10 protein-coding genes and 1 pseudogene are annotated in these 13431 nt (G+C 69.8%); 2 read left to right on the forward strand and 9 right to left on the reverse strand.

Features of this window, described 5'->3' with window-relative positions; all coding sequences use genetic code 11:
• Positions 1–89: 89 nt before the first annotated feature.
• Complete coding sequence (locus DI269_RS17305) at positions 90–1073, reverse strand: substrate-binding domain-containing protein (protein ID WP_198667510.1); 984 nt, start codon at positions 1071–1073, stop codon at positions 90–92.
• 434 nt (positions 1074–1507) lie between these two features.
• On the opposite strand from DI269_RS17305, the gene DI269_RS17310 reads away from it, so the two are divergent.
• Complete coding sequence (locus DI269_RS17310; protein WP_112138097.1) at positions 1508–2407, forward strand: MBL fold metallo-hydrolase; 900 nt, start codon at positions 1508–1510, stop codon at positions 2405–2407.
• A 3-nt stretch (positions 2408–2410) separates the two neighbouring features.
• Here DI269_RS17310 and DI269_RS17315 read toward each other — a convergent pair whose 3' ends face one another.
• Entirely contained in the window at positions 2411–2923 is a 513-nt protein-coding gene (locus DI269_RS17315; protein WP_112138119.1) for a MarR family winged helix-turn-helix transcriptional regulator, read from the reverse strand.
• A 135-nt stretch (positions 2924–3058) separates the two neighbouring features.
• On the opposite strand from DI269_RS17315, the gene DI269_RS17320 reads away from it, so the two are divergent.
• Positions 3059–3964 (forward strand): EamA family transporter, encoded by a 906-nt coding sequence (locus DI269_RS17320; protein ID WP_112138100.1) that lies wholly within the window; start codon positions 3059–3061, stop codon positions 3962–3964.
• 51 nt (positions 3965–4015) lie between these two features.
• Here the strand turns inward: DI269_RS17320 and DI269_RS17325 are convergent, their stop codons facing one another.
• The 7 genes and pseudogenes from DI269_RS17325 to DI269_RS17350 form a co-directional block, all read right to left on the reverse strand.
• A complete protein-coding gene (locus DI269_RS17325) occupies positions 4016–4825 on the reverse strand; it encodes an ABC transporter permease (RefSeq protein ID WP_112138103.1) in 810 nt (269 codons plus the stop codon).
• Entirely contained in the window at positions 4822–5805 is a 984-nt protein-coding gene (locus DI269_RS17330) for an ATP-binding cassette domain-containing protein (RefSeq protein ID WP_112138105.1), read from the reverse strand. The genes DI269_RS17325 and DI269_RS17330 overlap by 4 nt, the downstream gene beginning before the upstream one ends.
• A gap of 83 nt (positions 5806–5888) precedes the next feature.
• Positions 5889–9782, reverse strand: coding sequence for an ATP-dependent RNA helicase HrpA (gene hrpA, locus DI269_RS17335; RefSeq protein ID WP_112138108.1), 3894 nt, complete (start codon positions 9780–9782; stop codon positions 5889–5891).
• Between the two features lie 153 nt (positions 9783–9935).
• Positions 9936–10442, reverse strand: a complete 507-nt coding sequence (locus DI269_RS17340; RefSeq protein ID WP_112138111.1) for a superoxide dismutase family protein — start codon at positions 10440–10442, stop codon at positions 9936–9938.
• Positions 10443–10524: 82 nt separating this feature from the next.
• A complete protein-coding gene (locus DI269_RS17345) occupies positions 10525–12114 on the reverse strand; it encodes an ABC-F family ATP-binding cassette domain-containing protein (protein WP_112138114.1) in 1590 nt (529 codons plus the stop codon).
• Between the two features lie 301 nt (positions 12115–12415).
• Positions 12416–12658, reverse strand: a complete 243-nt coding sequence (locus DI269_RS29155) for a carbohydrate-binding protein (RefSeq protein WP_408612305.1) — start codon at positions 12656–12658, stop codon at positions 12416–12418.
• Positions 12644–13231 (reverse strand): annotated as a pseudogene (locus DI269_RS17350) (lytic polysaccharide monooxygenase auxiliary activity family 9 protein); the annotation flags it as partial. The gene DI269_RS29155 and the pseudogene DI269_RS17350, both read right to left, overlap by 15 nt.
• Between the last annotated feature and the right edge of the window lie 200 nt (positions 13232–13431).

The following is a 13431-nucleotide window of genomic DNA, read 5'->3' on the forward strand; positions in this document are numbered from 1 at the left end:
CGGGCCCTTTCCGGGCCCGGCCGCCTTCTCGGAGAATCGGTGCGATTACATCCGTTTTCATTGCGCCGCTTGAAGAGTGGCGCAATCGACTATGCCTCTCCGGCGTCGATCTGCTCCTCGGTGAGGTACTCGCTCTCGACGATGACCTCGACGTAGTTCTCGGCGGTCACGTCGACCGGGTCGAGCAGCAGCGAGGGCACGAACTTGAAGCCGTTGTCGTAGGTCCCGAGGTCGTTGACCTCCGGCTCGCCGCCCTCGACGATGGCCTGGACCATCCCGGTGACCGTGTGGGCGAGCTGGCGGGTGTCCTTGAAGACGGTCTCGGTCTGGCCGGTGCCGTCCTTGATCGCCTTGACCGAGGCGGCCTCGGCGTCCTGGCCCGTGACGACCGGGAACCCGGCGGTGCCGGGCTCGTAGTCGTTCTCGACCAGGGCCGCGACGATGCCGCGACTGATGCCGTCGTAGGGCGACAGGACCGCGTGCAGTTCGCGGTCGTCGGAGTAGTACTCCTTGATGAGCGTGTCCATGCGTTCCTTGGCGACGTCGCCGCTCCAGCCCGCCGTCGAGGTCGGGTCCTGCTCGGTCTGGCCGGAGGGGATGACGACCTTGCCGCTGTAGAGGAGGCTCTCGAAGGTGTCGAGGCCGCCCATGAAGAAGTACTGGGAGTTGTTGTCGCCGAGGTCGCCCGAGAAGATCTCCAGGTTGAACGGGCCCTCGTTGTCGCGGATGCCGAGCCGGTCGATGATGTGGGTCGCCTGGAGGACGCCGACCTGGTAGTTGTCGAACGAGGCGTAGTAGTCGACGTCGGGCGTCTCCAGGATGAGGCGGTCGTAGGAGATGACCGTGACGCCCTTGTCCTTCGCGGCGGCGAGGACCTGGCCGAGGGACTTGTTGTCGATCGCGGCGACGATGAGGAACTCGACGCCCTCGTCGACCATCGACTGGATCTGCGAGATCTGGTCCTCGACGACGTCCTTGGCGTTGGAGTGGACGACGTCGTAGCCGAGCTCCTTGAGGTTCGCTTCGAGCGCCTTGCCCTCGATCACCCACCGCTCCGACGTGTCGGTCGGCATCGAGATGCCGGTGAAGCCGGTGAGTTGCTTGTCATCCTCACCGCCGATCCCGCACCCGGACAAGGAAACCGCGGCGACGCCCGCCGATCCGTAAAGCAGGCCACGACGACTGAGGTACATAAGGGTGGTACTCCTTCGTACACGAGAGGGGTTTGTATCACCCCCGAAACTAACACGTCCAGAAAATGCGACAAGCGGGTCTTTCCGTGATGGAACCGTGTCCTGAACTGGGGCTAAATCAGGACCAGAGCCATATTACGACTTGCGAATGAAGTAATTTCGACACCCGGTAGTCGTAATTCGGAAATACACCCCGCTGAAGGTAGAACGGCGCCGGAGACCGCTCTCCAGTGCCCCCTCCCGGAGGGAGCCGGGTCGCTTCCGGCATTCGCCGGGCCGCCGCACAGGAGCGGCGGCCGAATACCATTGCCCCCATGAACGACCGTTGGATCGAAGTGGCCGACCGGGTGTGGGCGCGCAGGCTCGACAAGCTCGACCAGACCGTGGGCCTGGTGGTCGGCGACGAGAGCGCCCTGGTCATCGACACCGGGACCGACGCCGAGGCCGGCTTCGCGCTCGCCACGGCTGTGCGGGAGCTGACCGACCTGCCGTGGCAGATCGCGTACACCCACGACCACTTCGACCACTGGTTCGGCACCGCCGCGTTCGGCGAGTCCGCGATCTGGGCGGTCGCCGACGGCGCGCACTACGTCAAGGTCGGCGACGAGCAGCGCAAGAAGTGGGCCGCGAAGTTCCGGCTCGACGGCCGCGAGGAGGACGCCCGCAGGATCGGCGCCACGCGGCTCGTCCCGCCGAACTGCCGCGTCCAGGGCGCGGTCGGGCTGAACCTGGGCGGGCGCACCGTCGTGCTCCGCCAGGTCGGCCTCGCGCACAGCGACAACGACATGGTCGTGGAGGTCCCCGACGCGGGCGTCCTGTTCGCCGGGGACCTGCTGGAGCAGGGCGCGCCGCCCTCGTACAGCTCGGCCTACCCGATCGAGTGGCCGCAGGCCGTCGAGTACCTGCTGGGCTGGCGGCCGAAGACCGTCGTGCCCGGCCACGGCGAGGTCGGCGACTACTGGTGGGCGCGGGCGCAGGTCCGCGACATGGCCGAGGTCGCGCGGTTGTGCGCCGAGGTCGCGCAGGGGTTCGTGACCGAGGACGAGGCCGCCGAGCACGGGCCCTTCGGGCCCGAGACGATGCGGACCGCGATCGCGCGCTGGAAGGAGCTGACGCCGCCGGCCCCCGCGCCGCAGCCCGACCCGTCGCGGACGCCTCCGCCGCCCACGGTCGTTTACGAGATCTTCGACTACCAGATCGACATGACCCGCTAGGGCCTAGCCGAAGGACTGCTCCTCGAAGCCGGCGTGGAGCTTCTTCAGCAGCGCGCCGAGCCGCTCGCGCTCCTCGGCGGTGAGCACCGACAGCGCCTCGTCCTGTGCGGCGATGCCGATGCGGACCGAGTCCTCGATGACCTCGCGGCCGCGGTCGGTCATGCGGACCTTGAGGCCGCGGCGGTCGCCGGGGTCGGGCAGGCGCTCGACGAACCCGGCGGCCTCCAGCTTGTCGAGGCGGCCGGTGAGCCCGCCCGAACTGAGCATCATCGCGGCGCTGATCTCCTTGGGCGAGAGCGTGTACGGCTCCCCCGAGCGGCGGATCGTGGCGAGGACGTCGAACTCGTTGCGCCCCAGGCCCTGGCGGGCGCGCAGCTCGTGGAGGCGGTCGCCGAGCTTCTGGGAGATGCGGTGGACGCGCCCGAACAGGGCCATCGAGTCGAGGGATTCGAGGGGGAGCTCGGGCATCTCGCGGTGCCACTGGCCGATGATGCGGTCCACGGCGTCGTCAGTCATGGTCGTCATTCTCCCCTACCTGCGTCGACACCGCGGAAGTACCTGCCGGTGATTTTAGTCGAAGCCAAGTATCTTGACATCAAGCTTCTTTGATGTAAGCTAATCATAGTCAAGCTACTTCCTCAAGGAGCCGTCGTGAACCGCAGCACCAAGGACCTCCTCCTCACCGCCCTCGCGCCGGTCATGTGGGGCACCACCTACTTCGTCACCACCGAGTTCCTCCCCGCAGACCGCCCCTTCCTCACCGCGCTGCTGCGGGCCCTGCCCGCCGGGCTCCTGCTCATAGTCCTGTCACGAAGGCTGCCGAGGGGCTCGTGGTGGTGGAAGTCCGGCGTCATCGGCCTGCTGAACATCGCGGTGTTCTTCGCGTTCCTGTTCACGGCGGCCTACCGGCTCCCCGGCGGCGTCGCGGCCGTCCTCGGCGCGGTCGGCCCGCTCGTCACCGCCGGGCTGACGATCCTGGTGCTGCACACCAGCGTCCCGCTGCGGACGTGGCTGCTGGGCATCGCCGGCGTCGCGGGCGTCTCGATGGTCGTCCTCACCGCGCAGGCCCGGCTCGACCTGGTCGGCGCGCTCGCCGGGATCGGCGGCGCGGTCTCGATGGCGACCGCGGTGGTCCTGACCAAGAAGTGGGGCCCGCCCGAGGGCGCCGGCCCCGCGGCCCTCGCGGGCTGGCAGCTCACCGCCGGCGGCCTCCTGCTCGCCCCGCTCGCGTTCGCCGTCGAAGGCGGCATCCCGGCCCTGACCACAACGAACGTCCTCGGGTACGTGTACCTCGGCCTGGTCAACACCGCCCTGGGCTACTGGCTGTGGTTCCGCGGCATCCCGCGCCTCTCAGTGGTGCCCTTGAGCTTCCTGGGCCTGCTCTCCCCGCTGACGGCCGCCACCGTGGGCTGGCTCCTCGCCGGCGAGACGTTCACGGCCTTGCAGACGATCGGCTTCACCGTCGCGCTCGGCGCGACCCTCCTGGCCCAGCTCCAGCATCGGCCCAAGCACCCCGCGCCGGTCATGGAACCGCCGAAGGTCCTGGCCCGCGTGTGAGCCCGTGACGAAAGGGCCGGTCGGATCCGCGACCGGCCCTTTCGGCTTGGGCTAGACCATCTTGCGCTTGTAGGCGCGCATCGCCAGCGGGGCCGTGACGGCGAAGATCGCCGCGGCCCACACGAACGTCCACATGAGCGGCTCGGCGATGGGGCCGTAGGACAGCAGGCCGCGCATCGCGTCGGCGAGGTGCGTGACCGGGTTGACCTTGGCCCACGCCTGCATGAAGCCGGGCATCGTGTTGATGTCGACGAAGGCGCTGGAGGTGAACGTCAGCGGCATGATGATCACGAAGGCGTAGATCTGGACCTTCTCCTCGGAGTCCGCGACCACCCCCATGAGGACCGAGACCCACGAGATCGCCAGCGCGAACACGACGAGCACCAGCGCGGCGAGCAGGGCGTAGCCGATGCTGCGCAGCTCGAAGCCCATGAGCAGGCCCAGGCCCACCATGATGAGGATCGACCAGACCTGCTTGAACATGTCGGCGAAGATCTTCCCCGCCAGCGGCGCGGAGCGGGCGATCGGCAGGGACCGGAAGCGGTCGTAGACGCCCTTGCGGAGGTCGGCGTTGATGCCGGTGCCGGTGTACATGGTGAGGAAGATGGCGTTCTGGGCGATGAGGCCGCCGAGGACGTACTGGAGGTAGTCCGAGGTGGAGCCGGCCATCTGGCCGCCGAAGACGTAGACGAACAGCAGCAGGAACATGATCGGGCTGAGGCTGAGGTCGACGAGTTCGAACGGGTTGTGCTTGATGCGGACCATCTGGCGCCAGGCCATGGAGAGGGTCTGGCTGACGGTGGCGCCGAGGCCGGGGCGGCCGAGCGCGGGCGCGGGGGCCTCGATGGTTGCGGCGGTCATTTCGCGGCCTCCTCGGCCTCGTCGTCGGCGTCGTCGTCGGCCTCGGTGCGGTGCCCGGTGAGGGTCAGGAAGACCTCGTCGAGGCTGGACAGGCCCAGGTGGAAGTCGGTGAGCGCGATGCCGCGGTTGCGGAGGTCGGCGGCGAGGGTCGGCATGATGCCGTCGTCGTTGACGCCGATGGTGACGGCCCCGGCCGAGACGACCGGTTCGAGGTCGGGGAAGCGCTCGGCGACGAGGTCGCGCAAGGCGTCGAGCTGGCCGTGGTCCTCGGGCTGGATGCGCAGGGACTGGCCGCCGATCTTGGCCTTGAGCTGGGTGGGCGTGCCGGTGGCGATGACCTTGCCGTGGTCGATGACGGCGATCTCGTGGGCGAGCTGGTCGGCCTCTTCGAGGTACTGGGTGGTGAGCAGGACGGTGGTGCCGTCGGCGACGAGTCCGCGGACGAGTTCCCAGAGCTCTCCGCGGGCCCTGGGGTCGAGTCCGGTGGTGGGCTCGTCGAGGAAGAGGATGCGGGGCCGTCCGACGAGGCTGGCGGCCAGGTCGAGGCGGCGCCTCATGCCGCCGGAGTAGGCCTTGGCGGCCTTGTCGGCGGCGTCGGACAGGTTGAACTGGCCGAGGAGTTCGCGGGCGCGGGCCTTGGCGGCCGGGGTCGGCATGCCGAGGAGGCGGCCGATGAACCGGAGGTTCTCCTCGCCGGTGAGGAGTTCGTCGATGCCGGCGAACTGGCCGGTGAGGCCGATGAGGGACCGGACCTCGGGGGCGTTGCGGATGATGTCGTAGCCGCCGACGCGGCCCGTCCCGGCCGTGGGCTGGGAGAGGGTGGCGAGCATGCGGACCATGGTGGTCTTGCCGGCGCCGTTGGGGCCGAGGACCCCCAGGACGGTGCCGGTGCGGGCGTTCAGGTCGATGTGGTCGACGGCGACGAGGTCACCGAAGTGCTTGGTCAGCCCTTCGACCTCGATGGCGTAGTCGTGTGACACGTCTCCTCCTGGGGTGTGCTTCCAAGGATCGATGATGTCCTTCGGGTACGACAATTCCAGGATTCGGGCCTGCGCGCAGCCCGTTATAGGGACTGGAGGAGCTTGCGGATGCGCTTCTCGGAGACCTGGTAGCGGGTGCCGAGCTGCTGGGCGAAGAAGCTGATGCGCAGTTCTTCGAGCATCCAGCGGACTTCGCGGCCCTCGCCGGAGCGCAGGGCGGCCGGGCGGGTGCGCGCGAGGGAGTCGCGGTCGGCTTCGAGGGAGTGGATGACGTCCATCTTCCCCTTGTCGCCGTTGACGTCGGCGACGACGCGCTTCGCGCGGTAGGCGATGCCCTTGACGTAGCGGTGGAGGTCGTCCAGGCGCCACCAGCCGGTGGCGCCGACGAACCCGTCGGCGCCGGTGAGCGATTCGAGCTGGCGGCGCATGTCGCTCATGGCCGCGAGCATGGTGAAGTCGAACTTGCCTTCGAGGAGGCGCGCGGCCTCGCGGGTCTCGGTGAGCACGGCGGCGGCTTTGCGGGCGACGGCCGGGGACTCGCCGGCGACCTCGGGGCGGGCGCGCTTGAGGAGGGCCTCGAACCCGGCCTTGTCCCAGGCGGGGCCGCCGCCTTCGATGAGGACCTTGTCGAGGACGGTGCGCACGCAGTCGGCCAGGAGCGCGTCGACGTTCGCGTAGGGCCCGGTGGCGAGCGCGAGCTGCTCGTTGCGGGTGAGGACTTCCTTGAGATGCGGGTCGGGGCAGTTCAGGCGCAGCAGGCGCCGCGTCCCGGCCCACATGTTCGCGGACTGCGAGGCCGGGTCGGGGAAGGCCTTGATCCCGACGGAGGCGCCTTCGTCGGTGAGCGCGGGGTACGCCTTCGCGGTGTAGCCCTTGCGCGGGGTCTCGTGGAGCTTCGGCAGTTCATCGAAGTCCCAGGTCTTGAGGCCGGTGCGTTCGAGGTCGAAGGCCTCGGCGGCGGCCTCCTGGGTCTTGGGGGCGAGCTGGCGCTGGAGCGCGCCGAGTTCCTTGCCCTCGGCGAGGACCGCGCCCTCCTCGTCCTTGACCTGGAAGGTCATGAGGAGGTGCCCGGGGACCTTGGTGAGGTCGAAGGCGTCCGCGGGGACGTGCACGTTCGTCATGGCCTTGAGCGTGTCGGCGAGCGCGGCGGTCATGGGCTTGCCCGGGGCCGGGGCCATGCGGGCGACGGCGGCCTTCGCGAAGTCGGGGGCCGGGACGAAGCTGCGGCGCAGGGCCTTCGGGAGGCTCTTGATGAGCGCCTCGGCGAACTCGGCCCTCAATCCCGGGACCTGCCAGGTGAAGGCGTCCTGGTCGAGCTGCTGGAGCGCGGGGAGCGGGACGGCGACGGTGACGCCGTCGCGGGCCGAGCCGGGCTCGAACTCGTAGTCGAGTTCGAGGTCGGCGCCCTCGGAGGTCCAGACCTCGGGGTAGGAGTCGGCGGCGACGGCCTCGGCGCGGTCGCCCAGGAGCAGGGCCTCGTCGAAGTCGAGGAGGGTCTTGTCGCGCTCCTTCTTCCACCACGAGTCGAAGTGGCGGCCGGAGACGATGTCGGCGGGCAGGCGCTCGTCGTAGAAGTCGAAGAGGGTCTGCTCGTCGGCGAGGAGCCCGCGTTGGCGCACCCGGCTCTCCAGCTCCTCGACCTCGGTGATCTTCGCGAGGTTCCCGGCGAGGAACTTGTGGTGGGTCTCCCACTCGCCCTGGACGAGCGCGTGGCGGATGAACAGCTCGCGGCTCGTCGGGACGTCGATGCGCCCGAAGTTGACGCTGCGGCGGGCCACGATCGGGACGCCGTACAGCGTGACGCGCTCGAACGCGAGGACCGCGCCGGCGCGCTTGGACCAGTGCGGCTCGGAGTAGGTGCGCTTGACCAGGTGCTGCGCGATCGGCTCGACCCATTCGGGCTCGATCTTCGCGCACACGCGGCCCCACAGGCGGCTGGTCTCGACCAGCTCGCCCGCGACGACCCAGCGCGGCTGCTTCTTCGCCAGGCCCGAGCCGGGGAAGATCGCGAACTTGGCGTTGCGCCCGCCCAGGTACTCGCGGGTGTCGGCCTCCTTGACGCCGATGTGCGAGAGCAGCCCGGCCAGGAGCGCGGTGTGGACCTTCTTCGGGTCGGGGGTCGTCCCGGCGGGCTCGACGGGGATCTTCAGCGACTTGAGGACGCCGAGGATCTGCCGCACCAGGTCCTGCCACTCGCGGATGCGCAGGTAGTGCAGGTACTCCTGCTTGCACATGCGGCGGAACGCGCTGGAGGAGCGCGAGCGCCGCTCGTCCTCCAGGTACCGCCACAGGTTGAGGAACGCCGAGAAGTCGGAGTCGGGGTCGTTGAAGCGCGCGTGCGACTGGTCGGCCTGGGCGCGCTTGTCGGCCGGGCGCTCCTTCGGGTCCTGGATCGACATCGCGGCGGTGATGACGGCGACCGCGTGGACGCAGCCCTCCTCGCGGGCCTGGAGGATCATCCGGGCCAGGCGCGGGTCGATCGGCAGGCGCGCGATGTCGCGGCCGGCTTTCGTGAGGCGCCGCTCGCCGGTGCGCACGTCTTCGAGCGCACCGAGCTCGACCAGGAGGTCCATGCCGTCCTTGATGTTCCGCGAGTCGGGGGCGTCGACGAACGGGAACGTCTCGACGCGGCCGAGCTTCGCGGCGGTCATCTGGAGGATGACGGAGGCGAGGTTGGTGCGCAGGATCTCGGCGTCGGTGAACTCCGGGCGGGCGTTGAAGTCCTCTTCGGAGTACAGGCGGATGCAGATGCCCTCGGCGACGCGGCCGCAGCGCCCGGCGCGCTGGTTGGCGCTGGCCTGGCTGATCGCCTCGATGGGGAGGCGCTGGACCTTCGTGCGGGCGGAGTAGCGGGAGATGCGCGCGTACCCGGCGTCGACGACGTAGCGGATGCCGGGGACGGTCAGGGAGGTCTCGGCGACGTTGGTGGAGAGGATGATCCGGCGGCCGGTGTGGGACCGGAAGACCCGGTGCTGCTCCTCGGCGGAGAGGCGCGCGTAGAGCGGGACGACCTCGGTGTGGCGGAGCTTGGCCTTCTCCAGGGCGTCGGCGGTGTCGCGGATCTCCTGCTCGCCGGAGAGGAAGACGAGGATGTCGCCGTCGCCGGCGCGGGAGAGCTCGTTGACGGCGTCGAGGATGCCGTCGGTCTGGTCGCGGTCCTCCTCGCCGTCCTCGCTGCGCAGGGGCCGGTAGCGGACCTCGACGGGGTAGGTGCGGCCGGAGACCTCCAGGATCGGGGCGGGCTTGGCCTCGGTCCCGAAGTGCTTGGCGAACCGCTCGGGGTCGATGGTCGCGGAGGTGACGATGACCTTGAGGTCGGGGCGCTTGGGGAGGATCTGCTTGAGGCAGCCGAGGATGAAGTCGATGTTGAGGCTGCGCTCGTGGGCCTCGTCGATGATGATCGTGTCGTAGGCGCTCAGGAGCCGGTCGTGCTGGATCTCGGTGAGCAGGATGCCGTCGGTCATGAGCTTGACGTAGCTGGCGTCGGAGACCTGGTCGGTGAAGCGGACCTTCCAGCCGACGGCCTCGCCGAGCGGGGTGCGCAGCTCCTCGGCGATGCGCTCGGCGACCGCGCGGGCCGCGATGCGGCGCGGCTGCGTGTGGCCGATCATGCCGCGCACGCCGCGGCCGAGTTCGAGGCAGATCTTCGGGATCTGCGTGGTCTTGCCCGAGCCGGTCTCGCCCGCGATGATGACGACCTGGTGGTCGCGGATCGCTTCGAGGATGTCGTCCTTGCGCTGCGAGACGGGCAGCTCTTCGGGGTAGACGATCTTCGGGACGCCGGCCGCGCGGGCGGCGAGCGCCGCCTCCTTGGCCTCGACGTCGGCCTCGACCTTCGCGAAGGCCGCGCTCCGCGCGGCCCCTTCGAGCTCGCGGGCCTCCCGCAGGCGGCGTTTGAGGGCGCGCTGATCGGCCGTGCGCAGCGCGGAGACGCGCTCGTGCAGGCTGGGACGGGATTTCGGGACGCTGCTGGGCATGACGATAGGCAAGGATACGCGGGCGGGCCTGCTGCGCGCCATGCATTAACGGCGGCTGTGGCCTGTGCCGGGCGACTCGGGAGTGTCTCCGCGAATCGGACACCCTGGGGACCCCCCGGTTTCAATCCTGCCCGGAGGGTCCGACAGCCGCGGTCAGTCCTCCAGGTCGCCGCAGAGGACGCGGTTGTCGTCGAGGCCCGCGGCCTCGGTGACGGCGTCGGGGGCGTGGACGACGACCGATTCCGCGCGGTCGTCCAGGACCAGGTCGCTCGACACCTCGGTCTCGCCGGTGCCGGTCGCCGAGGTCGTCAAAGTCAGCTCGATGATGTTGCCGGTCGCGTCCTCGCCGTTCGGGTCGGCGAGCCAGTGGGCGCCGCCGGGCGGGTTGTCGTCGCACTCGCCGGCGTGCACGTGGGCCGTGTACTCGACCGAGTCGCCGAGGCCGGACACGGTCAGCTGCACGCGGGTCCCGTCGTCGGAGGTGAGGTTCGCGGTGCCGTGCCCGTTCGGGTAGACCGCGGCCCACGCCGAGGTCGTCGACAGCGTCGCCGTCCACGAACCGCCCAGATCGGCGTCGTCTTCGGCGTCGCTCCCGCAGCCCGCGAGGGCTCCCGCCAGAACGATCGCCCCTGCGGCGGCGGCCAGTCGGATCGACGGCATCGGCACTCCTTCACTGTTCGCGTGGGTCGCGACCAGTATCGGCCCGCAGACGCCGCCGATCCGGGATTCGCGGCCGTGTCCCCTACGCGGCCACGGGCGCGTCGGTCGCGATGCCCTCGCCGCGCACCAGCTCGACCCGGCGGGTCAGGCCGAGCCCGTCGAGGAACGCCTCGTCGTGGCTGACGACCACCAGCGCGCCCTGGTACGCCGTCAGCGCCTGCTGGAGCTGCCGGATCGAGGACATGTCGAGGTTGTTCGTCGGCTCGTCGAGCAGGAGCAGCTGCGGCGCGGGCTGGGAGGACAGGACGGTCGCGAGCGCCGCCCGCAGCCGCTGCCCGCCCGAGAGCGTCCCGACCCGCTGGAACACCGCGTCGCGGCGCATCCCGAAGCGCGCCAGGCGGGTCCGCAGCACCGACTGCTCGGCCTCGGGCGCGGCGGCGCGCACGTTGTCGAGCACGGTGGCGTCCTCGTCGAGCAGCTCCAGGCGCTGCGTGAGGAACCCGTGCGGGACGCGCGCGGCCGCGGCGATGGCCCGCAGCAGCGTGGTCTTGCCCGAGCCGTTGTCTCCGGTGACCGCGACCCGCTCGGGCCCGCGCAGGTGCAGGCCCAGGCCCTCGCCGTACAGCTCCCCCGCCTTGAGGTCCTTGAGGACCGCGATCTCGCGGTGCGTCGAGACGCTCGTCTCGGGCAGGTCCACGTTGATCGACCCGTCGTCGCGGACGGCGTCCTCGGCCGCGTCGAGGCGCTCGCGCGCCTCGGCGACGTCGTCCTGCTTGGCGAGGAGGATCTTCGCCGAGGAGACCTCGCCGGCGTTCTTCTTGCCGTTGAGGAGGATCTTCGGCGTGCCGCCCCGGTCGCGCTCGCGCTTCCACGCGGACGCGCCCTTGTCGTTCTGGATGCGGGTCGCCACCAGCTCCTTCCGCTGCCGCGTCAGGTCCTGCTTGGCGTCGCGAACGGCGCGGGCCGCGGCCTCCTGCTCGGCGGCGACGACCTGCTCGTAGGCGGTGTAGTTGCCGTCGAAGACGCGGATGCGGCCCTTGTAGAGCTCGGCGACCGCGTCGACGTGGTCGAGCAGCGCCCGGTCGTGGCTGACGACCACGAGCGTGCCGTTGAAGCGGCGGATCGCCTGGTACAGGCGCCCCCGCGCGGTGGCGTCGAGGTTGTTCGACGGCTCGTCGAGCAGGAGCACGTCCGGGCGGCGCGCGAGCCGCCCGGCCAGGCCCACGAGCATCGACTCGCCGCCGGACAGGGTAGCGACCGTGCGTTCGAACCCGACGTGGTCGAGGCCGAGCTCGTCGAGGGCGACGCGCGAGCGGTCGAGGAAGTCCCAGTCGTCGCCGATGGCGGCGAAGTGCTCCTCCCCCGGGTCGCCGGCCTCGATCGCCATGAGCGCCTTGCGCTTCTCGGCGATGCCGAGCAGGTCGGCGACGGTGTCGCCGAGGCGCAGCGGGAGCTCCTGCGGCAGGTACTCGATGAGCCCAGACGCGGTGATCGAACCGGACTCGGGCTTGAGGAGCCCGGCGACGAGGCGCATCAGGGTCGACTTGCCGGTGCCGTTGTCGCCGACGAGGGCGGTGCGGCCGTCGGAGAAGACGACGTCGACGCCGTCGAAGACGCGTTCGCCCTCCGGCCAGGCGAAGCGCAGCTGCTGGACGTTGATATAGGTGGTCATGAGACCTCTCTCAAGTGAGTTGTGGAACGGGATCACATGAGAGACATCGCGCCATGCGTGGCGAGAAGGAGATATCCCCGGAAATGGGCACCCTCTTGATCGAAGACACACCGTGCACGTGCGCAGAGACGTGCTGGCGCGATGTCTACGACCTAGAGCTTCAAGTGAGTGCCTAACGTCGGGAACAAGGACGGGGACAACGGTAACCGCGGTTCGGAGCGACTGTCAAGGGAAATGCGCGCCACGGGCCCGCCTCACACCGGGGGGTGGGTCAGGTGGGCCCGTGGACTTGTGCGGATGGCTAACAGGTGGCGGTCTGCTTCCAGACCCCCCATTGGCCGGTGGTGCCGGGCTCCTCGCCCGTGGTCCACCAGGAGGCGGTGTAGGCGATCCCCTCGTGGGTCACCTGGTTGCCCGCGGTGTAGACCGCGGACGCGGACCAGGCTCCGGCGGAGCAGCCGGCGCCCGTGCCGGGACTGGTCGTGGTGGCCGGGTCGGTCGGCTGCCCGGTCTCGGAACCGCCGCCGCCGAAGTCGACGTCGATGCACGAGTAGAAGGCGTTCACCGTGTCGGCGATGTTCCACACCGCGAGCACCAGGTGCTGCCCAGTGCGGGACGGGAGCGTCACGGTCTGGGTCATGGTGTGGTCCGGTTGGGCCCCGCCCATGTTGAACGACGCGATCGGGGTGAGCCCGAGGTCGGACCGGGTGAGCGGCTGCGTCGGGTCGTAGCTGGAGTTGGTGATGTAGTAGTCGAACGTCGCGGTCGAGTGCCGCGCGGTCATGGTCCACGTGAACGTCTTCGGGCCGGCGCTCACCGAGGTCGTGGGCCAGTTGCCGCCGCGCGGGTCGTCGAGTTCGGCGAAGGTGTCGTGCCCGGCGGAGCAGATCTCGCCGTCCGCGGGTCCGGCCGCCGGGAACCCCTTGGGGCCCTCGACGCTCTGGGGCTCATACGAGATGGCCCCGCAGTTGGTGACCTCCCCGCTCGCGCACAGCGCCGAGCGGGAGGGCGGGTCGGAGGTGTAGCCGTGGCCCCAGGCCAGGGCGGCCATGGAGGCCGACACCGCGAGGGTCGCGGCTCCGGCGATGGACAGGATGATTTTGCGCGACTTGCGCATCTTCGTCTCCTATCAAGATGATGGGTTCAGCGATTCCCTTCAATGTCGTAACACTTCCTACCTGCGACGACATGAATTAAAAAGTAACCTAACAGTTGGAAACGCTGCGACGCAAGGGGTCCGGCCGCGGTTTTTCCGGCTTTTCCGAAGAGTGTCGCGATTTCGTACAGAACGACGGCGGCCGCGCACGGATCGTGCGC

It is taken from the genome of Glycomyces dulcitolivorans (assembly GCF_003265355.1).
GTDB lineage: Bacteria > Actinomycetota > Actinomycetes > Mycobacteriales > Micromonosporaceae > Glycomyces > Glycomyces dulcitolivorans.